This is a genomic window from Halomonas sp. B23F22_20, assembly GCF_043496985.1.
Taxonomy (GTDB): Bacteria; Pseudomonadota; Gammaproteobacteria; order Pseudomonadales; family Halomonadaceae; genus Halomonas.
In genome coordinates, this window is sequence record NZ_JBIEKH010000002.1 from 237334 (window position 1) to 260995 (window position 23662).

19 protein-coding genes are annotated in these 23662 nt (G+C 67.2%); 5 read left to right on the plus strand and 14 right to left on the minus strand.

What is annotated here, in order from left to right; translation table 11 throughout:
- Nucleotides 1-3: 3 nt before the first annotated feature.
- The 6 genes from ACGTN6_RS02205 to ACGTN6_RS02230 form a co-directional block, all read right to left on the minus strand.
- Nucleotides 4-399, minus strand: coding sequence for a DUF2946 family protein (locus tag ACGTN6_RS02205; protein ID WP_394589590.1), 396 nt, complete (start codon nucleotides 397-399; stop codon nucleotides 4-6).
- A 118-nt stretch (nucleotides 400-517) separates the two neighbouring features.
- Nucleotides 518-943, minus strand: a complete 426-nt coding sequence (gene nirD, locus ACGTN6_RS02210; RefSeq protein ID WP_394589591.1) for a nitrite reductase small subunit NirD — start codon at nucleotides 941-943, stop codon at nucleotides 518-520.
- 174 nt (nucleotides 944-1117) lie between these two features.
- The gene (gene nirB, locus ACGTN6_RS02215; RefSeq protein WP_394589592.1) at nucleotides 1118-3640 is read right to left on the minus strand and encodes a nitrite reductase large subunit NirB; all 2523 of its coding nucleotides are present in this window, start codon (nucleotides 3638-3640) and stop codon (nucleotides 1118-1120) included.
- Nucleotides 3637-4989 carry an NAD(P)/FAD-dependent oxidoreductase gene (locus tag ACGTN6_RS02220; RefSeq protein WP_394589593.1) on the minus strand — a complete coding sequence of 451 codons (1353 nt, stop codon included), beginning with the start codon at nucleotides 4987-4989 and terminating at the stop codon, nucleotides 3637-3639. The genes nirB and ACGTN6_RS02220 overlap by 4 nt, the downstream gene beginning before the upstream one ends.
- Nucleotides 4990-5227: 238 nt before the next feature.
- On the minus strand, nucleotides 5228-6259 hold the full coding sequence (locus ACGTN6_RS02225) for a CmpA/NrtA family ABC transporter substrate-binding protein (protein ID WP_394589594.1): 1032 nt from the start codon (nucleotides 6257-6259) through the stop codon (nucleotides 5228-5230).
- Complete coding sequence (locus ACGTN6_RS02230; protein WP_394589595.1) at nucleotides 6256-6849, minus strand: ANTAR domain-containing response regulator; 594 nt, start codon at nucleotides 6847-6849, stop codon at nucleotides 6256-6258. The genes ACGTN6_RS02225 and ACGTN6_RS02230 overlap by 4 nt, the downstream gene beginning before the upstream one ends.
- A 348-nt stretch (nucleotides 6850-7197) precedes the next feature.
- Here ACGTN6_RS02230 and ACGTN6_RS02235 point away from each other — a divergent pair, with 348 nt between their 5' ends.
- The gene (locus ACGTN6_RS02235; RefSeq protein WP_394589596.1) at nucleotides 7198-9954 is read left to right on the plus strand and encodes a nitrate reductase; all 2757 of its coding nucleotides are present in this window, start codon (nucleotides 7198-7200) and stop codon (nucleotides 9952-9954) included.
- Nucleotides 9911-10846, plus strand: coding sequence for a uroporphyrinogen-III C-methyltransferase (cobA, locus tag ACGTN6_RS02240; protein WP_394589597.1), 936 nt, complete (start codon nucleotides 9911-9913; stop codon nucleotides 10844-10846). The genes ACGTN6_RS02235 and cobA overlap by 44 nt, the downstream gene beginning before the upstream one ends.
- Nucleotides 10847-10868: 22 nt before the next feature.
- On the opposite strand, the gene ACGTN6_RS02245 is transcribed toward cobA, so the two are convergent.
- From ACGTN6_RS02245 to ACGTN6_RS02265, 5 genes are all read right to left on the minus strand, one after another.
- Complete coding sequence (locus ACGTN6_RS02245; protein ID WP_394589598.1) at nucleotides 10869-11279, minus strand: GNAT family N-acetyltransferase; 411 nt, start codon at nucleotides 11277-11279, stop codon at nucleotides 10869-10871.
- 166 nt (nucleotides 11280-11445) lie between these two features.
- Entirely contained in the window at nucleotides 11446-11871 is a 426-nt protein-coding gene (locus ACGTN6_RS02250) for a GFA family protein (RefSeq protein ID WP_394589599.1), read from the minus strand.
- A gap of 24 nt (nucleotides 11872-11895) precedes the next feature.
- Nucleotides 11896-12384: a peroxiredoxin gene (locus tag ACGTN6_RS02255; protein WP_394589600.1), complete on the minus strand. Its 489-nt coding sequence runs from the start codon at nucleotides 12382-12384 to the stop codon at nucleotides 11896-11898.
- Between the two features lie 156 nt (nucleotides 12385-12540).
- Nucleotides 12541-13893, minus strand: a complete 1353-nt coding sequence (locus tag ACGTN6_RS02260; RefSeq protein ID WP_394589601.1) for an MFS transporter — start codon at nucleotides 13891-13893, stop codon at nucleotides 12541-12543.
- Nucleotides 13894-14197: 304 nt separating this feature from the next.
- Nucleotides 14198-14929: a murein L,D-transpeptidase catalytic domain family protein gene (locus ACGTN6_RS02265; RefSeq protein WP_394589602.1), complete on the minus strand. Its 732-nt coding sequence runs from the start codon at nucleotides 14927-14929 to the stop codon at nucleotides 14198-14200.
- 151 nt (nucleotides 14930-15080) lie between these two features.
- On the opposite strand from ACGTN6_RS02265, the gene ACGTN6_RS02270 reads away from it, so the two are divergent.
- Nucleotides 15081-16787: a L,D-transpeptidase family protein gene (locus ACGTN6_RS02270; protein ID WP_394589603.1), complete on the plus strand. Its 1707-nt coding sequence runs from the start codon at nucleotides 15081-15083 to the stop codon at nucleotides 16785-16787.
- A gap of 32 nt (nucleotides 16788-16819) precedes the next feature.
- Here the strand turns inward: ACGTN6_RS02270 and ACGTN6_RS02275 are convergent, their stop codons facing one another.
- From ACGTN6_RS02275 to ACGTN6_RS02285, 3 genes are all read right to left on the minus strand, one after another.
- On the minus strand, nucleotides 16820-18619 hold the full coding sequence (locus tag ACGTN6_RS02275) for an ABC transporter ATP-binding protein (RefSeq protein ID WP_394589626.1): 1800 nt from the start codon (nucleotides 18617-18619) through the stop codon (nucleotides 16820-16822).
- 160 nt (nucleotides 18620-18779) lie between these two features.
- The gene (locus tag ACGTN6_RS02280) at nucleotides 18780-20471 is read right to left on the minus strand and encodes a peptidoglycan DD-metalloendopeptidase family protein (protein ID WP_394589604.1); all 1692 of its coding nucleotides are present in this window, start codon (nucleotides 20469-20471) and stop codon (nucleotides 18780-18782) included.
- Between the two features lie 199 nt (nucleotides 20472-20670).
- Complete coding sequence (locus ACGTN6_RS02285) at nucleotides 20671-21516, minus strand: pirin family protein (protein ID WP_394589605.1); 846 nt, start codon at nucleotides 21514-21516, stop codon at nucleotides 20671-20673.
- 100 nt (nucleotides 21517-21616) lie between these two features.
- Here ACGTN6_RS02285 and ACGTN6_RS02290 point away from each other — a divergent pair, with 100 nt between their 5' ends.
- Nucleotides 21617-22531 carry a LysR family transcriptional regulator gene (locus tag ACGTN6_RS02290; protein WP_394589606.1) on the plus strand — a complete coding sequence of 305 codons (915 nt, stop codon included), beginning with the start codon at nucleotides 21617-21619 and terminating at the stop codon, nucleotides 22529-22531.
- Between the two features lie 75 nt (nucleotides 22532-22606).
- Nucleotides 22607-23611, plus strand: coding sequence for a glutathione S-transferase family protein (locus ACGTN6_RS02295; RefSeq protein WP_394589607.1), 1005 nt, complete (start codon nucleotides 22607-22609; stop codon nucleotides 23609-23611).
- The last annotated feature ends 51 nt before the right edge of the window (nucleotides 23612-23662 follow it).

The following is a 23662-nucleotide window of genomic DNA, read 5'->3' on the forward strand; positions in this document are numbered from 1 at the left end:
GCATCAAGAGAGGCGGGGGGGGGGGCGCGGTCGTGCCCCGGGGTCGGCCACGCTTCGGGTGGCGGCCGGTCTTGCCGGCTGGAAGTGACTACACGCCGGCTTCAGCGCCTCGCGGGCGATGGCGGGAAGGGCGACATGCGCCGAGGGAAACTGCTGCCAGAGGGCGCAGTAGCCGCATGGCTCGAACCAGCGGAAGACGGCGGCCCCGTCGCCCGACGTCGGCATGCCCGGCATGGCGCCGTGGGAGTGGCCCGCCTCGTGCTCGCCGGGAGGGTGATGGTGGTCGGCGGCCTGGAGCTGGGAGGTCAGCGGCCCGGCGAACAGCATGATCATCGCCAGCAGCGCCAGTCCGGCGGCGAGGCGATAGGGCAGCGGGTTCGACGGGGCGGTTCGGGACATCGTCATCCACGATCAGGGGGCGATCGGGGCGTCATGGTAATCGGAAAGGTCCTGCCGGGCGCGCTCCCCGGCAGGACCTTTTGTCGCAGCTCGACGAAAGTATCGGCGATGGCCGGGGTCAGACCAGGATCTGTACCTCGTCGCCGTCGAGGCGCAGTGGCCAGGTCCTCAGGCGGACCGTTTCATCTTCCAGGCACTGGCCATCGGTGAGGCGGAAGTGCTGCTTGTACAGCGGCGAGGCCACCACCGGCGCGCCCTGGACGTCGCCGACGATGCCGCGGGCGATGACGTTGGCGCCGGAGAATGGGTCGCGATGGTCCACAGCGTAGAGCTCGGGCAAATGGCCGGTCTGCGGCGTGTTCGAGCCGGGTACTGTCTTTTCCGGCGTGTTCGGGTCGGGTAAATAGAACAGCGCGACCTGGGCCGGACCGTCGGCGGTCTCGATCCAGGCGGCGACGCCGGAGTGGGGGACCAGGTCGGCCTTGGTGCACAGGGTCTGCCAGGTCTGGTTCATGGTCGGTGCTTCTGCGGTTGTGGTGGTCATGGGGGAGTCCTCTAGGGCTTATGGCCGAGTATCAAGCGGAGTAGACGCTTCGGCCACAAGCCACGCGAGGGCGCTATGAACCCATCCCTGGGCGCTACTTTGGCCATCCATGGCCAAAAACCCCTCGCTTAGGCTTGTCCCCGGCGTCTATCCTGCTATCGGAAGCGCGATGCCTTACGCGGGCCGCAGCTGGCCGCGCTCCTCGGTCACAATAATGTCCGGATCGGGGCGCGCGTCGTTGACGAAGCTGCGGAAGCGCTTGAGCTTCTCGGGATCGTTGATGGCGCCGGCCCACTCGCACTCGTAGTTGTCGATGACGGTCTGCATCTGTGCCTCGAGCTCGTCGCCGATCCCCAGGCTGTCCTCGAGCACCACCTCCTTGAGGTAGTCCAGACCGCCTTCCAGGTTCTCGCGCCACACCGAGGTGCGCTGCAGGCGGTCGGCGGTGCGCACGTAGAACATCAGGAAGCGGTCGATGGCCTGGATCAGCGCCGCGTCATCGAGGTCGGTGGCCAGCAGCTCGGCGTGGCGCGGGCGCATGCCGCCGTTGCCGCACACGTAGAGGTTCCAGCCGTGTTCGGTGGCGATCACGCCGACGTCCTTGCTCTGCGCCTCGGCGCACTCGCGGGTGCAGCCGGAGACCGCGAACTTGAGCTTGTGCGGCGAGCGCAGGCCCTTGTAGCGGTGCTCGAGCTGGATCGCCATGCCGACGCTGTCGGCCACCCCGTAGCGGCACCAGGTGCTGCCCACGCAGGACTTCACGGTGCGCACCGACTTGCCGTAGGCGTGGCCGGTCTCGAAGCCGGCCTCGATCAGCTCGCCCCAGATGTCGGGCAGGTCCTCGAGGCGCGCACCGAACAGGTCGATGCGCTGGCCGCCGGTGACCTTGGTGTAGAGCGCGTACTTCTGCGCCACCTGGCCCAGCACCACCAGCTTGTCGGGGGTGATCTCGCCACCGGGGACCCGCGGCACCACCGAATAGGTGCCGTTCTTCTGCATGTTGGCCATGAAGGTGTCGTTGGTGTCCTGCAGCGGGATGTGCGCGGCGTCGGTGATCGGCTCGTTGAAGCAGGAGGCCAGGATCGAGGCCACCGCCGGCTTGCAGATGTCGCAGCCCAGGCCTGGCGATTGCGGAGAGCCATGGCCGTGCTTGTCGATCAGCTCGCCGAAGGTCTTGATGCCTTCGACGCGAACGATGTCGTAGAGCTCCTGGCGGGTGTGGGCGAAGTGCTCGCAGATCGACTGGTCGACCTCCACGCCGCGGGCCTCGAGCTCGTGGTCGACCACGCTCTTGAGCAGCGCCGCACAGCCGCCGCAGCCGGTGCTGGCGCGGGTGGAGGACTTGACGCTGCCCAGATCCACGGCACCGGCATCGAGGGTCTCGCAGATCGCGCCCTTGGTGACGTTGTGGCACGAGCAGATGGTGGCGCTGTCGGGCAGGGCGTCGGCGCCCAGCGTCGGCGCGCCCTCGGTGGAGGGCAGGATCAGCGCCGCCGGGTCCTCGGGCAGTTCCATGGCGTTGGCGTAGTACTGCATCAGGGTGTCGTAGTAGGCGTTGTCACCCACCAGCATGGCGCCGAGCAGCTTCTTGCCGTCGCTGGAAACCACCAGCTTGCGGTATTCCTGCTTTATCTCGTCGAGATAGCGGAAGGTCCGCGCGCCGGGGTTCTGGTTGCCGTGGGCGTCGCCGATGGCGCCCACGTCGACGCCGAGCAGCTTGAGCTTGGTGCTCATGTCGGCGCCCTCGAAGGTCAGCTCTCCGCCCAGAAGGGTATCGGCGGCGACCTTGGCCATCTGGTAGCCGGGGGCCACCAGGCCGAAGATGCTGTTGTTCCACAGCGCCACCTCGCCGATGGCCAGGATCGCCGGGTCGCTGGTCAGGCAGCGATCGTCGATCACCACACCGCCGTGCTCGCCCATTTCCAGCGAGCAGTCGCGGGCCAGCTCGTCGCGAGGCCGGATGCCCGCGGAGAACACGATCAGGTCGGTTTCCAGCACCTTGTCGTCCTGGAATACCATGCGATGGAAGCTGGCCTGACCGTCCTCGATGTGCTGGGTGGCACGATCGGTCAGCACCTGTACGCCGAGGGACTCGATCTTCTCGCGCAGCAGTTCGCCGCCCTCGGCGTCGACCTGCATCGGCATCAGCCGGGGAGCGAACTCGACCACGGCGGTGTCGAGGTCGAGCCCGCGCAGGGCGTTGGCCGCCTCGAGGCCCAGCAGGCCGCCGCCGACCACCACGCCGGTGGTGGCGTTCTCGGCCGCGGCGCGGATGGCGTCGAGATCGTCCAGGGTGCGGTAGACCAGGCAGTTGTCGCGCTCGTGGCCGGGGATCGGCGGCACGAAGGGATAGGAGCCGGTGGCCAGCACCAGCCGCGCATAGGGATAGCGGCCCTGGTCGGTGACCACCTCGCTGGCATCGCGGTCGATGGCGGTGACCGTCTCCGAGAGGCGCAGCTCGACGCCGCCGGCAGCATAGAAGTCGGCATCGCTCATGGCCAGCGACTCGGCGTCGCGGCCGGCGAAGTATTCGGAAAGGTGGACGCGGTCGTAGGCGCGATGGCGTTCCTCGCCGAACACCGTGATGCGGTACTGCTCGGTGGCGCCGCGTTCGATGAGTTGCTCGACCAGGTGATGGCCGACCATGCCGTTGCCGATGATGATCAGCTGGGGTTTCGCTTGGCTGGGCGTGTTCATGCGGCTTCCTCCTGCGGGGAGCTGTCCTGATGATGAGGCGTCGTGGATGTCGTGTCGTCGAGCAGCGCCTTGGCGTCGGCCTGGCCGAACAGCAGCGCCTGGCGACAGGCGGAGAGGTCGCGGCCGGCCAGCGACTGCTCGAAGTACCAGGGGCCGGCGGCGGTATCGCCATACAGCACGGCGCCCTCGAGGCGTCCGTCGCGCAGCAGCAGCCGTCGGTAGTCGCCGTGTTCTGGATCGTGATAGGTCAGCACCTCGTGGTCGGCGTCGGCCTCGATGGCACCGAAGGAGTACAGCGACACGCCGCTGACCTTGAGCTTGGTGGCGCAGGGCTTCTCGACGTAGCGGGCCTGTGCGTCGTCATCGGCGCTCTCGCCGGCCAGTCGGGCGGCGAGCACCTCGACCTGGCGCCAGATCGGCTCGACCAGCCCGTAGGTCTGGCCCTCGAACTCGCAGCATTCGCCCAGCGCGTGGATCGCCGGGTCGGAGCTGGTGAGGTAGGCGTCGACGATCACGGCGCGGTTGACCTCGAGCCCGGCCGCCCGGGCAAGCGCCACGTTGGGCGCAATGCCGATCGCCACCACCACGCAGTCGGCGGGCAGCCGGCGGCCGTCGGCCAGCAGGACGGCGGTGACATGGCCGTGACCATCGTCTTCCAGGTGGTCGATCTGGCCGCCGGTGACGATATCGAGGCCGCGGCCGGCGAGTTCACGTTCGAGCAGGTCGGCGGCGGTGACGTCGAGCTGGCGGTTCATCAGCCGGTCGTCGCGCTGGATGATGCTCACCGTCATGCCGCGCTGGCCCAGCGCTCTCTTGCGTAGCCCCTCGGCGGCTTCCAGGCCCAGCAGGCCGCCGCCGATGACCACGGCGCGGCCGCCGTTCTCGGCGCGACGGGTCAAGGCCGCGGCGTCGTCGAGGTCGCGAAAGGCATGCACGCCGTCGAGCTCGAGCCCGGGAATCGGCGGCATGGCGGGGCGCGAGCCGGTGGCCAGCACCAGGCGGTCGTAGTCGATCTCGCGGCCGCTCGTGGTGGTCAGGCGCCGCGCCTCGCGGTCGATGGTCTCGACCCGCTCGCCGAGCACCAGCTCGACGCCGTGTTCGATGTACCAGTCGGCGTCGCGCAGGGTCAGGGCCTCGCGTTCCATTTCGCCGGCCAACAGCGGCGAGAGCAGGATGCGGTTGTAGGCGGGGCAGGGTTCCTCGCCGATCAGGGTGATGCGACGCGGGGCGCCGTCCCGGCGGACCAGGCGTTCGACCAGCCGCTGGCCGGCCATGCCGTTGCCGACGATCACCAGGTGATCGATGGGGCCTGGTGCTGCCTGAGGCCTCGAGAAGCCATCGGGGCACATGGGATGTCCTCCTGAAACGCAGAAGACGCCTCGACGCCCCCCCGACTGTGGGGAGCGTGGAGACGTCTTCGTCTGGTATTCGATGTGCGATCGCCGTTGACCGCCGGGGGCACGGGTCCTCCGTTCGATCAGTACCAATCAATTATCGGACCAGCTTCTGGCAAACCCCTTTAAAGACAGTATTTTGGAAAGATTATCGGCTTGATTGAGAACCTGAGGTATCGCCTTGAATCAGGCGTCATGCACATCCCTGGTGCGTGGCAGCATCGAAATGCACGGGGCTGTAGCAGGCATCGATCCGGTCGCGATCGAGGGGGCCGTCGAGCTGCTGGGCCAGGTGCTGCACCACCGAACGCAGCTGGTCGGCCTCGGGGCGTAGGCTCGTGAAACGCTGGTCGACCGGTGGCTCGCCCAGCGGCAGGGTCGGCAGGTGATCCATGGCACGGTCCAGATAGGGCGGCAGGGCCAGCCAGTCACGCGCCTCACGGCGATGCTCGGGGGCGGCGGCCAGCCAGTCGGCGGCGGCAATCAGGGCTCGGATCATCGCCGTCAGGGTGGCCGGGTAGCGCTCGGTCCAGTCACGGGTCACGCCGAGCATCTTCTCGGGATGGCCGGGCCATAGCTGGGCGCCGGTGGCGACGATGTGGCCTCCGCCGCGATGGTCGGCCTGGCTGCCCCAGGGCTCGCCGACGCAGAAACCGTCGATGCGCCCCTGCTCCAGCGCCTCGACCATCCGCGACGGCGGCAGGGCCACCAGTTCGGCGTCGGTATCGGGGTCGATGCCACCCTGAGCCAGCCAGTCGCGCAGCTGGTAATGGTGGCTGGAGAAGGGGTGCACCATGGCCAGCCGTGGGCGCATTGGCCCGCAGTGCTGCAGTCGGGCAGCAAAGTCCCGGGCGTTGACGGCGGGATCGCGCCCCCCGGGCGTGTCGTCGTAGGGAGTGGCCATGCCCTCGGCCCAGCGGTGCGACAGCACCAGGGTGTTGCCGTTGCGACCGAGCACCAGCGGGGCCAGGATGTCGCAGTGAGGCCCTGAGGCGCCCAGGCTCATGGCCAGCGGCAGTGGGGCCAGCATCTGGGCGCTGTCGATCAGGCCGGCGGCGAGCTTGTCGCGCAGGGTCGACCAGGCACTCTCCCGAGACAGGGTGACATCGAGCCCTTCGGCGGCGAAGAAGCCGCCTTCCCGGGCGATGATCGGTAGGGCGGCGTCCAGCAGCGGGACGAAGCCCAGGGTCAGGCAGGGGCGCTCGGGGGCGTGGGGCATGCTCATTGGCCTTTCTCCAGTCCTTCGAGGATATCGATCACGTTGGCGGCCACCTCGCCGATGCGCTGGCCGCGGTCCATGGCCAGCTTGCGCAGCATCTGGTAGGCCTGAGGCTCGTCGCAGTTCTGGTGCTTCATCAGCAGGCCCTTGGCGCGTTCGATCCGCTTGCGGTCGGCGAGCTGGTTGCGCGCTCGGTCGAGCTCGGTGCGCATCGACTGAAAGGCATCGAAGCGCGCCACGGCGACCTCGAGGATCGCCTTGACCCGGCTCGGCACCAGGCCGTCCACCACGTAGGCGCTGACGCCGGAGGCCAGCGCGGCCTGCATGGAGTGGGGGTCGTGCTGATCGGCGAAGAACACCACGGGGCGGGGGTTCTCGCGGTTGAGCAGCGACATGCTGTCGAGGGTGTCGCGGTCGGGGGAGTCCATGTCGATGATCACCACGTCGGGGGTATGGCGGGCAACCATATCATTGAGGCTGGCCGGGCTCTGCAGGTGGCAGATGACCTCGTGTCCTTCCTGGCCGAGGGCTTCCTCGACCATGGCGGCTCGTACGCTCTCATCGTCGACCAGCAAGATTCGCAGTGGCTGGGGCATGGGGTCTGGCTCATGATGGCGGAGATTTCCCCCACGGAGATGCAACTTTCATTCCAGGCGGCGCGGGCGCCGGATTCGGCGGTCCACCATCTTCGTGTTGCACCGTCGGGGTGCGAGGCGGGCGTTCGGCGCCGCCAGCTGGTGCAATATGCCTCCCCGAGAATCGGCACAGGCCCGACAGCGCGGGGCTCACCGAAGATGGCACGCCCTTTGCTTTAGTCTTGTCAGTTCAGGCATATCATCCCGGGCCGCCGCGCTGGCGGTCCATGGCAACGACGCCCACCCTCGCGCTTACCCGGCGCAGCGGTGGGCGTCGTCGTTTCGGGACCCGCGATCGAGGAGAGCACCATGCAACAGGCGCGTACCACTTGCCCCTACTGCGGCGTCGGCTGTGGCGTGAAGGTCGACATTGAGGATGGGCGCCTCACCGGAGTGGAGGGCGACGGAGATCATCCGGCCAACTACGGGCGGCTGTGCGTCAAGGGCTCGGCGCTGGCCGAGACCCTGGGTCACCACGGCCGCCTGACCCAACCTCGGGTCGACGGCGTCGAGGTCGACTGGGACACCGCACTCGACGCCGTGGCCGAGCGGATCCAGGCGGTGCGTGACGATGCCGGCGATCATGCGGTGGCGGCCTACCTGTCCGGTCAGCTGCTCACCGAGGACTATTACGTCGCCAACAAGCTGTTCAAGGGCTTTCTCGGCACGCCGCATCTGGATACCAACTCGCGGCTGTGCATGGCCTCGGCGGTGGCCGCCTACAAGCGTTCGCTGGGTGCCGATGCCGTGCCCTGCAGCTACGAGGACCTGGAGGAGGCCGAGCTGGTGGTTCTGGTGGGCTCCAACCTGGCTTGGAATCACCCGGTGCTCTACCAGCGGCTGCGCACCGCCAAGAGCCGCAATCCGCTGATGCGAGTGGTGGTGATCGACCCGCGGGTCACCGACAGCTGCGAGATCGCCGATCTGTACCTGGGCCTGGCGCCCGGCAGCGACGCCCGGCTATTCAACGGCCTGCTGGGGTGGATGGCCGACAAGGGCAAGCTCGACGACATCTACCTGGAGCACCACACCGAAGGCTTCGACGTGACGCTGGCCGCGGCCCGCGAGGACGACTGCCGCATCGAGGCCATCGCCGCCGACTGCGACGTCGACGCGGAGCGCCTGGAGACCTTCTTCTATTGGTTCGCCAGCCAGCTGCACGTGGTGACCCTCTACTCCCAGGGCATCAATCAGTCCTCGAGCGGTACCGACAAGTGCAATGCCATCATCAACTGCCACCTGGCCGGCGGCAAGATCGGCCTGCCCGGCGCCGGTCCGTTCTCGATCACCGGCCAGCCCAATGCCATGGGCGGTCGCGAGGTGGGGGGGCTGGCCAACCAGCTCGCCGCCCACATGGACTACCACACTCCAGGCGCCATCGACCGGGTGACGCGCTTCTGGACCACCGAGACCCTGGTGCCGACCCTGCCCGAAGCGCCCGGCCATAAGGCCGTCGAGCTGTTCGAGGCCATCGAGCGCGGCGAGGTCCAGGCGCTGTGGGTCATGGCCACCAACCCGGCGGTCAGCCTGCCCGACGCCAATCGCGTGCGCGCGGCGCTCGAGAAGTGCCCGCTGGTGATCGTCTCCGAGTGCATGGCCGACACCGACCTGCTGCCCTATGCCGATATCGTGCTGCCGGCCTCGTCATGGTCGGAGAAGGACGGCACCGTGACCAACTCCGAGCGGCGCATCTCGCGCCAGCGCGGCATGCTGCCGCCGCCCGGGGAGGCGCGCCACGATTGGTGGATCGTCAGCGCGGTGGCGCGTCGCCTGGGCTATGGCGAGGCCTTCGACTACGGTCATCCCGCCGAGATCTTCGCCGAGCACGCGCGGCTCTCCGGCTTCGAGAACCTTCCCGATGCCCCGGGCTCGCGGGTGTTCGATATCTCGACGCTGGCCGAGCTCGATCGTTCGGGCTACGACGCCCTGGCGCCGATCCAGTGGCCGGTGACCGCCGAGGCGCCCCATGGCACCCCGCGGTTGTTCGAGAACGGTCGCTTCGCGACCCCCAGCGGCCTGGCCAAGTTGATTCCGGTGCGCCCGCGCGGCCCCGAGCAGACACTCTCCGAGGCGCGACCGCTGCGTCTCAACACCGGCCGGGTGCGCGACCAGTGGCATACCATGACCCGCACCGGTCGCGCCCCGCGGCTGATGAACCATCGTGCCGAACCGTTCATCGAGATCACCCCCGAGGACGCGGCGGCGCTCGGTATCGGCGACCAGCAGCTGGCGCGGCTGACCGGGGCCAGCGGCGAATACCGTGCCCGGGTGCGGCTGACCAAGGGCCAGCGTCGCGGCGAGGTGTTCGTGCCCATGCACTGGACCGACCGCTTCAGTGGGGCGGCGCGCATGGGCAGCCTGCTTGCCGCCCACCTCGATCCATTGTCAGGCCAGCCGGAATCCAAGCACGGCGCGGTGGCGCTGGAGGCGCTGGAGGTCGGCTGGGAGGCCACCTTGCTGGTCGCGTCCGATGAGGGCGGCGACTTCGCGGGCCGCGACCACGGCAGCTATTGGGCGCGGATACCGCTGTCCCACTGCCAACGCTGGCAGCTCGCCGGCAGCGAAGCCTCCCGCGACTGGTTGGCCTGGGCGCGGCAGTGGCTGCCGACGGCGCCGACCCTGTGGAGTGACGACCCGACCGGGGGCCGCCTGCGAGCCGCGGGGGTCGAGGAGGGGCGACTGCGCTGGTGGCTGATGGTGGCACCGCCCGTCGAGTTGCCGGGTCTGGCCTGGCTCGACGAGCGCTTCGCCGAATCGCAGCTGGGCAGTGACGTGCGTCGCCGCCTGTTGGCCGGCTGCGAAGCCGGCGAGGCGGATGCCGGACCGCTGGTGTGCAGCTGTCACCAGGTGGGCCAGAAGGCCATCGTCGAGGCCATCCAGGCCGGTGACGCCAGCGTCGAGGCGCTGGGCGCGCGGCTCGCCTGCGGCACCCAGTGCGGCAGCTGCATTCCCGAGCTCAAGTCCCTGATCGAAGACAGTGCTGACGTCAACGCTGAACACAACACCGAAGAGGAGAGTGGCCATGCGCACGCTGGACAAGCCCCGCAAGCCGTTCAAGTTGCTTGATGGCATCAGCCCCATCGCTGCCCTGGCACGCCGGGGCCAGCATCTAGGAGTGAGCGCCTCGCGCTGGCTGGAGGGGCTCAAGAACGGTCAGTCCGACGACGATGCTGCCCGCCTCTCACTGTACGGCGAGTGTCGCCCGGGGCGGGTCTATCTGATCGGCGCCGGCAGCGGTGATGTCGAGCTGTTGACCCTGAAGGCGGCACGTCTGCTCGCCCAGGCCGATGCCGTGGTCTACGACCGCCTGGTCGGCGAGGAGGTGCTGGCGCTGATTCCCGCCGGGCGCGAGCGCTACTACGTGGGCAAGGCTCGCGGCCACCACAGCGTGCCCCAGGCCGAGATCGGCGCGCTGCTGGTCGAACTGGCAGGGCAGGGTAAGTCGGTGGTGCGCCTCAAGGGCGGGGACCCGGGCGTGTTCGGGCGCATGGGCGAGGAGCTCGGCGCGCTGGCCGAGGGCGGAGTGTCGGCGGAGATCGTGCCCGGCATCACCGCGGCCTCGGCGGCCTGTGCTGGCATGGGCATCCCGCTCACCGACCGCGCCCACGCCCAGCAGCTGCGCTTTATCACCGCGCAGTTGTGTCGGACGGAAGGAACACCCGATTGGGTGTCATTGGCCCGCCGCGACGAGACCCTGGTGTTCTACATGGGGCTGGCCAAGGTCGAGGCGATCTGCGCCGGCCTGCGCGGCGCCGGCCTGCCCGATGACTGGCCGATCATGCTGGTGGCCAACGCCAGCCTGCCCGAGCAAGCGGCGCTCACCGGCACCCTGGCCGATATGCCGGGCAAGCTTGCCGACACGCCGCTGCCGTCGCCGTGCCTGATCGTGGTGGGCAGCGTGGTGCGGATGGTCGAGACCAGCCCGGCGGCGCCAAGGGTCTGTGAAGCCGCCGCCTGAGCCGTTTGGGTGTCTGGCTGGCTCAGCTCAGCCGTAGCCCCATGCTGATGCGTTCCTCGGTGGCGAAGCCGAGTCGGCGGTAGAAGTCCGCCACTTCGTCGTTGCCGCCGCGGATCTGCAGGTTGACCTTGATGCAACCCATGGCTCGAAGTTGTTCGATGGCGTGCTCGACGATCCGCTTGCCGAGTCCTTGCCCCTGCCTTTCCGCCGCCACCGCCACGGAATACAGCCAGCCCCGGTGACCGTCGTAGCCGACCAGGCAGCTGGCGACGAGCTCTCCGGCGTCCTCGATCACATAGATATGGTCGTCCACGGCCAGCTTGGCCGCGAGGATGGCTTCCGGAGCGTTGTAGCCGATGTAGTCGGGAAAGCTGGCCTTCCACAGGGCGGCCAGTCGGGGCGCGTCACCCTCTTGATACTTCCTTGGGGTCATGGTGTCGGTCCTGGCGGAGGTAACGCGGCGCCACCGCGCCGCAGGCGCAGCATAAACGCAGTACCCGAGGACTGCCAGCGGCTTGGTGGGGCCTCTGACGCGACGGCCAGGCGGTGAGCGCTAACTCGCTCGAGGCGGCCCCGATGGTATGGGGCCGCCTCAAGTGTCAGGTATCGCGACGCTCGAAGGCCTCGAACACCTCGCGACCGGTAAGATCCTTGGTGGCGTTGCCGAAGTGGTACCAGGGCGGCTTCTCGTCGATGAAGATCTGGCTGTCGAAGGTCCAGGCCTGGCCCTCGTCGACCAGCCCTGCCGGCACGGCATAGTGCTCGCCAGTCTTGAGACGATAGAAGAGATGGGTCCCGCAGTGGCGGCAGAAGGCGCGCTCGGCCCAGTCCGAGGAGGCGAAGACGGTGACGCTGTCCTCGCCCTCGACGGTGACGCGCGAGACCGATTCCAGGGCCAGCAGCGGGCCGCCGCCCCAGGTGCGACACATCCGGCAGTGACAGGCACCGATGTTCTGGCGCGAGGCTTCCACGGCGAGGGTCACGGCGCCGCATAGGCAGCTGCCGGTCAGGGTCATGGCATCCATCGTGAGTCGCCTCCTGGTAGGGAATCAGGCCTTGAGCTGATTGAGGATGGTGTCGGCGCTGCTGGCCTCGATCACACCTTTCTGGGTATCGACGCCCAGATATTCCACCACGCCGTCGTTGGCGATCAGTGCGAAGCGCTTGCTGCGCGTGCCCATGCCGCCGGCGCTGGCATCCATGTCCAGGCCGAGGGCGCGAGTGAACTCGGCGTTGCCGTCGGCCAGCATGGTCATCGCCTGGGCGTTCTGGTCCTGCTGCCAGGCGCCCATCACGAAGGCGTCATTGACCGCCAGGCAGCCAATGGCATCGGCACCGGCGGCAAGGATATCGTCGGCGTGCACCACGAAGCCGGGCATGTGGGTGTTGGAGCAGCCCGGGGTGAAGGCGCCGGGAACGGCGAACAGCACTACCTTGCGGCCGGCGAAGAAGTCGCCGGTGGCGAGATCCTCGGGGCCCTTGGGACCGTTGGTCTTGATCGTGACGTTGGGCAGGCGGTCACCGATAGCGATCGTCATGGGGAAACTCCTTTTCGGTTGGATGAAGTCGAGAGCGGGCCCGCAGCCTTCCGCGAGCCCACCGTCCTCCAGCATGGCCACATCCGCGATCGCCTGCAAACGCCGATGCCCCGTCGCGGAACGACGGGGCATCGGTGGGGAAGCGGGTCGATGGGGTCAGCGCAGCGTGAGGGCTGCGGCGCCGGTATCCTCGCCCACGGCGTCGCTGTAGGCCTTGGCTTCCTCGGCCTCGACCTCGGGCGAGAAGCGCACCACCAGGGCACACAGCGAGGCGATCACCACGGCGATGCCGAGATAGAACAGCCCCTGCTGATAGCTCAGTTCCTCGGAGCGGAACAGGAAGCCGGCAGCGACGGCCCCGGCGTTGCCGCCCGCACCGACGATGCCGGCTACCGCGCCCAGCGCTTTCTTGTTGATGAAAGGCACCACGCCGAAGGTCGCTCCCTCGGCCATTTGCACGAACAGGCTGAACACCAGCATGATGCCGATGGCCAGCGCCAGGACGTGCATCTGCGAGAAGAACATCAGCGCCACGCCCTCGCAGAGCATGGCAATGAACAGCCAGCGCACGCGCCCCTTGAGGCCACCGTTCCTGGCGAACAGGTCGGAGAAGATGCCGCCCAGGGTGCGGGCGAAGAGGTTCATCAGGCCGAACAGGCCGGCGATCATCCCGGCGGTGGCCAGGCTCAGGTCGAAGTGGTCGAAGTAATAGATGGCGGCGATGTTGTTGATGGTCAGCTCGACGCCGAAGCAGGCGGCATAGACCACGAACAGCGCCCAGACTCGGATGTCCTTGGCGGCGGCCTTGAAGCTCTGGCCCATGCCGTGCTCGCCATCGGCCTGGGGCAGTTCGCCGCGCTCGCGCAGCTCATCGAAGTTGCCGTCCGGGGCGTCCTGGGTGAAGCGGTAGTAGGCGATGCCGGTGAAGAACAGCACCACGCCGGGGACCACCATGGCCAGGCGCCAGCCGAGGGTCTCGCTGACCCCCAGCATCAGGATGCCGGAGAACACCAGCGGCATCAGGATCTGGGTGGTGCCGCCGCCCAGGTTGCCCCAACCGGCGGAGGTGGCGTTGGCGGTGCCGACGACGTTGGGGGCGAACATCACCGAGGTGTGGTACTGGGTGATCACGAAGGAGGCCCCGATCGCGCCGATGGCCAGACGCGCCAGCAGGAAGCTCTCGAAGCTGTCGGCAAGGCCGATGGCCATCACCGGCAGCGAGCCCAGGCACAGCAGCCAGGTATAGGCGCGACGGGGGCCGATCTTGTCGCACAGCACGCCGATGGCCAGGCGTACGACAACGGTGATGGCCACCGAGGCGATGATGGTGTTGCCGATCTGGGTCTTGGTCAGACCCAGGTCATCGCGGACGACCGCCATCAGCGGCGCAATGCCGAACCAGCCGAAGAAGCAGAGATGGAAGGCGAACCAGGAGAAGTGGAAGGCACGCATCTGCGGCATCTTCCAGTTGAGCAGTCGAATCCTGTTGGCCTTGTTACGGATTTCCATGGGGATACCTCGTCGAATGACGTTCGAACACACGATCTCTTGGGCCTTCGCCGTTGAAGGTCGGGTCCGACGCACTCGTACCCCAGGGGCCTGGTCTACGTCAGGGTTCTACTGCTTTTTGTTAAGCATATTTTTTGCCAAGATTAGAGAAGTTTTTATTTTTCATGTGGTTAATAGAGTGAAGGCAGAAAGGCTGCCCGCCATACAGGGTGATGCTTGCTGCATGGCAGCTCATGGGAACCGAGGCGTGCCCCGCCTTGGTGCCCGATACAGCCCCGCCAGGAGGGGCAGCCAGCAGGTAGTGTCAGGGCTGCATGGCCAGATGCTGGCCGTCGCGGGGGCAGCGCAGGAAGCTCGATTCGGCCAGCCACGCGGGGTCGGGGTAATAGGTGAAGAGGTACTGGCTCTCCTTGATGCTGTCGATCAGCGGCACCGCGATCTCGTCACGGACCGCTGGGCATCCGTGGCTGCGCCCCAGCCGGCCGGTTCGCTCGATGAAGGTCTCGCTGACATAGTCGGCGCCGTGGATGACGATGGCGCGCTGGAAGGCCAGGTCGTTGACACCGGGCTCCAGGCCTTCAAGACGCAGCGAGTAGCCGTTGCTGCCTTCATAGCTGTTGAGGGTGCGGAATAGGCCGATGCTGGACTGGTGGCTGTTGGGTACGTTGGAGAATTCGCTGGCCAGGGCATCGCCGGAGCCCTGGCCGTGGGACACGAGTTCTCGGAACAGCAGCCGTTCTCGAGCCAGGTCGAAGACCCACAGGCGCTGTTCGGTGGACGGCAGTGAGAAGTCGATCACCGCCAGGCGCTCGGCGTCGGGATCGGCGCAGCTCAGGGCTCGGGCCGCCAGGCGCAGCACCTGGGGATCGGCGCGAGGCGCGAGGTGGATCAGGCGGCTCGCCAGGGGAGAAGGCGGGCTCGTCGGGGTGATCGCCCGGGAGAGAAAGTCCTGGGCCGTGGCGGGGATGGCCAGGGCCAACAGGGCGGCGGCCACGAACACGGCCGCGGCAATACCTGGTAAACGCAGCGATGGCATGCGAAGTCCCATGTAACGATGGCTTGCGAATCGGTTGATGTTCTTCTTGCAGTCCCCGGCGCGACGGCGCGTGAGCCTACCTTTTTGACGTATTATGGTCATAACGGTCAGGAAGACCAGCCACATTAGACGAATGCCAGGAGGCCGAGTCATGCGAACCGCGGATACCCTAACACGAGGCATACAGCGTGGCGGTATGATCCTGCTGTTGACGTTGCTGCCGCTGGCCGCGGGCGCCGACGAGACGCTTCCGTCCGAGGCGTCGGGTGAGGCCGGTTCGGTGCCGGACGTCGCCGCGAAGGAGATGGCCACGCCGGGCGTTGCGCCTCTGACCGAACGCCTGCGCGAGGCCTCGCCGCGGTTGTCGCGTTTCTATGCCCTGAACGGCAATGTGCTGGTCTGGCAGGATCGTGATGCGGTGGCCACCCTGGTCGAACTGCTGCGGGCTCTGGAGAACGAGGGGTTGTCTCCGGCCGACTATAGTCCCGGGCGATTGGAGCAGGAGGCACGGACCGCCCTCGATCCGGCCGCCGACGCCGATGGCCGGGCCCGCTTCGACCTGGACGCCAGTCGTACCCTGCTGACGGCGCTGACCCATCTGCAGCGTGGCCGGCTCGATCCCCATCGCGTCTATCCCGGCTGGGAGATCCCGGTAGCGCCGCCGCGGCTCGACCTGGTGGGCATCACCCGGGCCCTTGACGGCGGCGATGTGCCGGCGGCGCTGGCCCTGGCGCGCCCGGCTGGCGAGACCTATCGCCAGTTGCAGCGGGCCCTGGTCCGCTATCGCCACATCGTGCGCCTGGGCGGCTGGCCGACGCTGCCGTCGCGGGAGGCGGCGCTGCGCCCGGGCGATACCCACAGCGACGTTGCCCTGCTGCGCCAGCGGCTGGCGATGATCGGCGAGCTGGAGGTGATGGCGGCCGACGTCATGCACTATCCGGACATCGCCCTGGAGGCGCCGGCACAGAATCGCTATGACCCCGACCTGGTGGCCGCTGTGCGCCGCTTCCAGCGCCGCCACATGCTCGCTGACGATGGCGTGATCGGGCCACGTACCCGGGCGGCGCTCAACGTGCCGGCGCGACTACGCGCAGCGACCTTGCGCGCCAACCTGGAACGCGCCCGCTGGCTCTCCGACGGCCTGTCCGGTTGGTGGGTGGAGGTGGACCTGGCCGGCCAGCGCCTCCAATATCACCGCCCCGACGGGACATCCTGGTCGTCGCGGGTCATCGTCGGCCAGCCCGGGCGTGCCACGCCGGTACTGCGCTCTTCGATCACTTACCTGACCCTCAACCCGACCTGGACGGTGCCGCCGACCATCATGCGCGAGGACGTGCTGCCCCAGCTGCGCCGTGATCCTGGCTATCTGGCCGAGCACGACATGATCGCACTCTCCCACGACGGGCAGCGGCTGGACCCGCAAGGCATCGACTGGCGGCAGCCAGGAGCGGTGATGCTGCGCCAGCGTGCCGGTGCCGGCAACCCCCTGGGGCGGCTGGTGCTGCGCTTTCCCAACGACCATCTGGTCTATCTCCACGATACGCCGGCGCAATACCTTTTCGGCCGGCCCCAGCGGGCGCGGAGCTCCGGCTGCATCCGCGTGGAGGGCGTGGCGGAGTTGACCCGGCTGTTGATCGCCGACAGCCGCTCCGCGATCAATCTTGACGCGCTGCTGGCCAGGGGGGAAACGCGCAACGTCTCCCTGGCGAGGCCGGTACCGCTTGCCCTGCATTACTGGACCGCCGAGGGCGAACCGGGCGGCCTGGCGAGTTTCCGTCCGGACATCTACGACCGCGACCCTGCGCTGATCGCTGCCCTGGCCGGGCCGCCGATGAGAGGGAATGAGCCGGAAGAGTAGGGGCCGTGCGTCCTGCGTTCTGGAATGGCGGGTCAGCGGTAGCCCTGGGCCTGCAGTCGGAACAGCCCGGCATAGCGGCCGTCGAGTTCCATCAGGCTGTCATGGTCACCGCGTTCGAGGATGCGCCCATCGTTGATGACCAGTATCTGGTCGGCGGCCCGCACGGTGGAGAAGCGGTGCGAGATCAGCACCGTCATCTTGTCCCGGGCGTGGTCGCGGAAGTCGGCGTAGACCGCGGCCTCGGCAGCGGCGTCCATGGCGGCGGTCGGCTCGTCGAGCACCAGGATATCGGCCTCCTCGCGCATATAGGCGCGGGCCAGGGCGACCTTCTGCCACTGGCCGCCGGAGAGTTCCTGGCCGCCCTTGAACCAGCGGCCGAGCTGGGTGTGGTAGCCGCCGGGCATGTCGGCGATGAAGTCCTCGGCCAGCCCGCGCCGAGCCGCTTGTTGCCAGCGTGCTTCATCCTCGAAGGCGGCCACGTCGCCGGCGCCGAGGTTTTCGCCGACCTTGAGCTGATAGTGCACGAAGTCTTGGAAGATGACCCCGACGCGGCGGCGCATGACCGCCAGGTCCCAGTCGCGCAGGTCGCTACCGTCGAGCAGGATGCGGCCTCGAGTCGGGTCATAGAGGCGAGTGAGCAGCTTGATCAGGGTGGTCTTGCCCGAGCCGTTGACCCCGACCAGCGCCAGGCTGCGGCCGGGGGCAAGGTGGAGGTCGATGTCGGTCAGCGCCGGCCGCTCGGCACCGGGATAGATGAAGCCCACGCCCTCGAAGCGGATGCCGTCACCGGGCCGGGCGCCGACGGTGAGTCGGCCGGTCTGCTCCGGCACCGGCTGCTCCAGGTATTCGTAGAGGTTTGAAAGATAGAGGTTATCCTCGTACATGCCGCCGATGGCGGTGAGGCTCGCCGACAGTGCCGCCTGCCCCTGCTTGAAGACCATCAGGTACATGGTCATCTCGCCCAGCGACAGCCGGCCGGCCACGGTGTCCGCCACCACCCAGGCGTAGGCGGCGTAGAAGGCCAGGGTGCCGAGCAGTCCAAGCAGGAAGCCCCAGGTCTCGCGGCGTATCGTCAGCCGCCGGTCTTCGGCGTACAGGGTCTCGAAGATGCGCCGGTAGCGGTCGAGCAGCAGCGGTTCGAGGCCGAACAGCTTGACCTCCTTGATGCTGTCCTCTCGGGCCAGCACGGTCTCCAGGTACATTTGCATGCGTGTCTGCGGCGAGCGCCAGCGGAACAGCCGGAAGGCGTCGCCGGAGAAGCGCGCTTCGGAAAGAAAGACCGGCAGGGCGCCGATGACCAGCACCAGCAGCGCCCAGGGCGAGAAGCCCACCAGCAGCACGCCGAAGCTGGCCAGCGAGATGGCGTTCTGCAGCAGCGAGAAGGTCTTGTTGACCAGCCCCAGGGGGCGCGTCGAGGCTTCGCGCCGGGCGCGGGTCAGCTTGTCATAGAACTCCGAGTCCTCGAACTGGGCAAGCGACAGGGTGCCGGCCTTCTCGAGGATCATGACGTTGACCTTCTGACCCAGCAGGGCGCGCAGCAGCGACTGCTGGGCCGCCAGGCCGCGCTGGGCCAGGGCGATGAGCGCCACCACAGCGGCTTCTAGTAGCACATAATGCAGCACCGGCCACAGCAGGTCGGCCAGCGCCGCGCCTTGCTCGTGTCGATCCATCGCCGTCACCACGCCGTCGACGATCAGTTGCCCGACCCAGGCCGCCACGGCGGGCAGTACGCCGGCGACCAGGGTGCACAGGGCGAGGCCGAGGGTCAGGCGACGCGAGGTCTGCCAGACCAGGCCCAGGGCGCGATGGCTGTAACGAAACACGCCGAGCATGGCCAGGGGCGAGGAATGTGATGGCGCGGCGGGGCTGGGCAAGGGGGACTCCGTGGCAAGAACAGAGGTCCAGTCTAGCGGAAGGAGGCGCCAGGGGGAGAGAGCTGAAGACGACGACGCCCCGCGCAGGGCGGGGCGTCGTGGGGGAGGAGTGCCTAGGTCAGCTTTCGTCGTCGGGGTCGGCGACCTTGGTGTCGGTACTGGCCACTCTGGTACCGGTCTCGCCGTTCTCCAGCGCCGTCAGCATGGGGCCTGCCTCGCGTTTGAAGTTGGCCAACGCTTGGCCGGTGAGACCCTGGTGTTCTGGCAGTGCCACTTTCATGGCATCCACCTGGTTGTCGTTGACCAGGATCTCGTAGTGCAGGTGTGCCCCGGTGCTGCGCCCGGTGTTGCCGGACAGCGCGATCCGTTCGCCGCGGGTTACCCGTTCGCCGCGGCTGACCAGCGGGCGGGAAAGGTGGAGATAGCGGGTCTTGTAGCCGTTGTCGTGGCGGATGACGATGTAGCGCCCGGCCAGGGGGTGGTTGCCCACCAGCTCGACGCGACCGTCGGCTGGTGCATCGACGGGAGTGCCGGTCGGCATGGCGAAGTCGGTCCCCTTGTGCGGGCTGATACGACCGGTGATCGGATGATGGCGCCGAAGGTTGAAAGGCGAGCTGATGCGATAGTGGCCAGCGAATGGGTAGCGGTCGAAAGCCGGGTCCAGGCTCTCGCCGTCCGGCGTATAGAACCGATTGTCCTCGGCGTTGCGCACCAGGGTGAGATCCATGCGCGAGCCTTCGTAGCTGACTGCCAGCACGCGTGGGTCGAGATGCCTGCCGTCGATGAGGTCAGATTCCACCAGGACCCGAAAATGATCGCCGCGACGAGTGTCGCGGCGAAAGTCCAGTTTCTTTTCCAGCACGTGGGAGAGCTCGGCCACCTCGGCGCTGGTCAGGCCAGTGGACTGAGCCGAGCGCGCGAAACTACCGCTGATCGTGCCGGCATAGAGGCGCTGAGTGGCTTCGCCGGCCCGCTCGATGGTGGCCACGTCGAGGCCGTCATCGCCGCGCTTGATCAGGTAGCCGTCGCGGGCGTTCTTCATCAGGCGCAGGGCGAGCAGTTCGCCCTGTTCGTCAAGCTGGTACTCGAAGTGATCGCCCGCACGCCATTGGGTCAGCAGTTCCGGGTCGGGCATTGCCTCGAGCAGCGACGTCACCTCGCTGTAGCCCATGCCCAAGTTCTCCTGGGCCATGATCGCGAAGGTGTCGCCGGATTCGACGGTGTAGGCCAGCCACTCGGGAACGTAGGGTTCGTCGGCGTCGATCTGTTCCTCGAGCACGATCGGCCCGTCGTCGAAGAGCTCGAGCTCATCCTCGGAGACGTCCTCGTAGGAGGTGGCGCTGGCGACCAGACGTTCGTTGGCGGCCAGCATGCCGCTGGCTACCGTGCCGATCACGATAGCCAGGTGGCGGGCGCCATCGTCGAGTCGAGGGCCGTCGTCGACCATGGATGTCGCGTCGGCAGAGGCCGTGTCGGAGGAGGTCTGGTTCGGTGTCTCGAGATTGCGTATGTCGACGATCTCTGACGCAGGCAGCTGGGAAAGCGGCACGGGGTTGCGGGTCGCATCCATCGCGCGGGAAGCCAGTTGAATGGCCTCGGCGACCGGTGCTCGGTCCAGGCTCAGTGAGGGAACGCCGGGGGAGGTGTCAGCGCCGAGGGGAACTAGGACGGTATCCTGACTCTGCCGGTCATGCCGGGCATCCTCGACGGTCGTGAGAATCTTGTGGGCGCCCAGCACGGTGACCATGGTGGCAACAGGTAACAGCAGTAACTTGTGCGTGCGGGGCAGCGAACGGAGGATTCGCATCATTTAATCGGCCGTGGTGAATAGATGTAAAAAGAATAAAAAAAGGCAGTAGAACCTTAACCCATGATCATTAAGGTGCCTAGTCTGTACATCTATACAGCACGCATTGGCCCCAGCCCTCCGACGAGAGGACTGGGGTCAGTGAACACTGTTTACTAACTGTACGATGCCATGTGATGTCGATGCCTGGCAACCCCGGCGGTCAGTCGGTGAAGGTGCCGTCGCGATAGTCGCGTAGTGCCTGGTCGAGTTCGTGACGGTGGTTCATCACGAAGGGGCCGTAGTGGGCGATCGGCTCTCCATGGGGCTCACCGGCCAGCAATAGTGCCCGGCCGCCCTTGGGGCTTTCCAGGTGCAGGCGATTGCCCGAACCCAGCCGTGCCAGCTCGCCTTGGCCGACGCCTTCTCCAGATACCGCCAGTTCCCCGTCGAAGACGAACACCAGCAGGGTGGTGGCATCGGCCACGAGCGATAACGTGCCGGCGGACTCGAGCGTGACGCGTGCCACGCCCGCTTGACCCGCCAGAGCATCGAGAGGCCCGCTGACGGTGTCGCCATCGGTGAGGCGCCAGGTGCCGCCCAGCGCCGTCAGGCTGGCGCCTGGCTGGCCCAGGCTCGGCATGTCGCCGGCGCGCACGTCGCGGTAAGTGGGAGCGCTGAGCTTGTCCGAGGCCGCCAGGTTGAGCCACAGCTGGACGGCGTGGAGCCCCCGATCGTCGGCGAAGGGCGTTTCGCCGTGGATGATGCCGCGGCCGGTGTGCATCCATTGGGCGTCACCGGCGCCGATGCTGCTGTGATGGCCGAGGTGATCCTCGTGACGAAGGCCGCCATGCAGAGCGTAGGTCAGGGTCTGGATGCCGCGATGTGGGTGGGGCGGGAAGCCACCGATGGCGTCGTCGTCAGGCGCCGCAACCAGTTCATCGAGCATCAGGAAGGGATCGAGGCCGCCGCCGAAATCGTGCAGGCGCCGGATGGCGACGCCGTCGCCGTCTTGGCTGGGTTGGCTTTGCAGACGACGCTGGATATGGCGAAGTTGGACGCTTGTCATGTCGGTTTCCTCGAGCGAGACGGGAATCACTGGCATTCTAGGCCTATTTTTTCGAAAATTAAGCGCAACATTTCGCGCATTTGTTTCGAGGAAATCGAATATGTCTCGCGTCACCCTTGCCCAATGGCAGATGCTCGCCGCCGTGGTCGACCATGGCGGTTTCTCACGGGCTGCCGATGCCATCCACAAGAGCCCCTCGACGCTAAACCACGCTGTGCACAAGCTCGAAGAGCAGCTCGGCGTGTCGGTGCTGGAGCCGGTGGGACGCCAGGTGCGCTTGACCGAAGCCGGCGAGATGCTGCTGCGACGGGCGCGACAGCTGCTGGAGAATGCCGACTCTCTGGAGGATGTGGCGTCGCGGCTGGCCGAGGGGCTGGAAGCCGAGATCGCACTGGCCATCGACCAGATCTTCCCGCCGGATGCGCTGGCTCGGGCGCTGGATGCTTTCTCCGCGGCCTTTCCCCATGTCCGTGTGCAGCTCCACGAGACGGTGCTGCACGGTGGCGTCGAGATGCTCCAGGACGGCCAGGCCGACCTGCTGATCTCCGGGCTTGGCGCCCAGGGCTTTCTCGGTGAGCCGCTGGTGTCGGTGCGCTTCATTGCCGTGGCGCATCCGGAGCATCCCCTGCACGGGTTGGGGAGGGCGCTGGATCTGCGTGATCTGGAGCAGCATCGCCAACTGGTGGTGCGCGACTCCGCCCAGCGGCAGTCGCTGGACTCCGGCTGGCTAAAGGCCGAGCAGCGCTGGACGGTGAGCCATCTCGATACCTCTATCGGCATGCTCGAGCGCAACCTTGGCTTCGCCTGGGTGCCCGAGACGCGCATCCGCGATGCCCTGACGAGCGGGCGGCTCAAGCCGCTGCCGCTGGCGGCCGGTGGGGTGAGAGAGATCCCCATCCAGCTCATTCACCGCGACCAGGATCGCGCCGGGCCGGCGACCCGGGCCATGGCCCAGCAACTGCGCGACAATGTGGCGCTGTGTGCCGCATCATCGTTCGATAAAAGCGAATGGTAGGGGCCAAAAAGTGCGCTGGATCATCGATTTTGTCGGTTTATTCTAGGGGAAGATACTTCAACCAAAGAGACCGGCATGGGACTGTTGATCGATGGCCAGTGGCACGACCAGTGGTATGACACCAAGACGCACGGCGGCGAATTCGTACGCGAGTCCGCCAAGCTGCGAGACTGGATCACCGCCGATGGTTCGGCGGGGCCGGATGGTCAGCCCGCTCGACCTGCCGAGGCCGGACGTTATCATCTCTATGTGTCGCTGGCCTGTCCGTGGGCGCATCGTGCCCTGATCATGCGTCGTCTCAAGGGGCTCGAGTCGCTGATCGGCGTCTCCCACACCAGCCCGCTGATGCTCGACCAAGGCTGGACCTATCGCCGCGATGAGGGCTCGAGCGGCGATGCGCTGAACGGCGTGGACTTCCACCACCAGCTCTATACCTTGACCGATCCTCACTACACCGGTCGGGTCACGGTGCCGGCGCTGTGGGACCGTCAGGCCGGCGAGATCGTCAACAACGAATCGGCGGATCTGGTGCGGATCCTGAATGACGCGTTCGACGATCTGACCGGCAACCGTCTGGACCTCTATCCGGAAGACCTGCGTGAGACCATCGATGCCGTCAATGCCGATGTCTACGACCACATCAACAACGGCGTCTACAAGACTGGCTTCGCCACCGATCAGGCCGTCTACGAAAAGCACGTCGAAACGCTGTTTGCCGCCCTCGATCGCCTGGAAACGCGGCTGGCCGAGTGGCGCTACCTGGCCGGCGAATGGCTCACCGAGGCCGACATTCGGCTGTTCACCACCCTGGTACGCTTCGATGCCGTCTATCACGGCCACTTCAAGTGCAACCTGCGTCGCCTCGAAGACTACCCGAATCTCTCGAATTACGTGCGCGAGCTCTACCAGTGGCCTGGCGTGGCCGAAACGGTCGACATGGACCACATCCAGCGCCACTACTATATGAGCCACGCCAACATTAATCCCAACGGCATCGTGCCGGCGGGTCCGTTGCTCGGCCTCGACCGCCCTCACGACCGCGAGCGGCTGCCGGGGCGGGGAATTCGCGAGAAGGGCTGAAGCTGGAAGACGCGGCTGCGCCGCTGAAGAGGGAAGAACGGCGCTTCGCGC

Coding starts and splice junctions, on each gene's coding strand:
- nirD (WP_394589591.1), bottom strand. CDS start 943: ATGACCACCACAACCGCAGAAGCACCGACCATGAACCAGACCTGGCAG.
- ACGTN6_RS02250 (WP_394589599.1), bottom strand. CDS start 11,871: ATGGATGCCATGACCCTGACCGGCAGCTGCCTATGCGGCGCCGTGACC.
- ACGTN6_RS02290 (WP_394589606.1), top strand. CDS start 21,617: ATGTCTCGCGTCACCCTTGCCCAATGGCAGATGCTCGCCGCCGTGGTC.
- nirB (WP_394589592.1), bottom strand. CDS start 3,640: ATGAACACGCCCAGCCAAGCGAAACCCCAGCTGATCATCATCGGCAAC.
- cobA (WP_394589597.1), top strand. CDS start 9,911: ATGCGCACGCTGGACAAGCCCCGCAAGCCGTTCAAGTTGCTTGATGGC.
- ACGTN6_RS02260 (WP_394589601.1), bottom strand. CDS start 13,893: ATGGAAATCCGTAACAAGGCCAACAGGATTCGACTGCTCAACTGGAAG.
- ACGTN6_RS02235 (WP_394589596.1), top strand. CDS start 7,198: ATGCAACAGGCGCGTACCACTTGCCCCTACTGCGGCGTCGGCTGTGGC.
- ACGTN6_RS02280 (WP_394589604.1), bottom strand. CDS start 20,471: ATGATGCGAATCCTCCGTTCGCTGCCCCGCACGCACAAGTTACTGCTG.
- ACGTN6_RS02205 (WP_394589590.1), bottom strand. CDS start 399: ATGTCCCGAACCGCCCCGTCGAACCCGCTGCCCTATCGCCTCGCCGCC.
- ACGTN6_RS02275 (WP_394589626.1), bottom strand. CDS start 18,619: ATGCTCGGCGTGTTTCGTTACAGCCATCGCGCCCTGGGCCTGGTCTGG.
- ACGTN6_RS02295 (WP_394589607.1), top strand. CDS start 22,607: ATGGGACTGTTGATCGATGGCCAGTGGCACGACCAGTGGTATGACACC.
- ACGTN6_RS02265 (WP_394589602.1), bottom strand. CDS start 14,929: ATGCCATCGCTGCGTTTACCAGGTATTGCCGCGGCCGTGTTCGTGGCC.
- ACGTN6_RS02255 (WP_394589600.1), bottom strand. CDS start 12,384: ATGACGATCGCTATCGGTGACCGCCTGCCCAACGTCACGATCAAGACC.
- ACGTN6_RS02225 (WP_394589594.1), bottom strand. CDS start 6,259: ATGAGCATGCCCCACGCCCCCGAGCGCCCCTGCCTGACCCTGGGCTTC.
- ACGTN6_RS02230 (WP_394589595.1), bottom strand. CDS start 6,849: ATGCCCCAGCCACTGCGAATCTTGCTGGTCGACGATGAGAGCGTACGA.
- ACGTN6_RS02285 (WP_394589605.1), bottom strand. CDS start 21,516: ATGACAAGCGTCCAACTTCGCCATATCCAGCGTCGTCTGCAAAGCCAA.
- ACGTN6_RS02270 (WP_394589603.1), top strand. CDS start 15,081: ATGCGAACCGCGGATACCCTAACACGAGGCATACAGCGTGGCGGTATG.
- ACGTN6_RS02220 (WP_394589593.1), bottom strand. CDS start 4,989: ATGTGCCCCGATGGCTTCTCGAGGCCTCAGGCAGCACCAGGCCCCATC.
- ACGTN6_RS02245 (WP_394589598.1), bottom strand. CDS start 11,279: ATGACCCCAAGGAAGTATCAAGAGGGTGACGCGCCCCGACTGGCCGCC.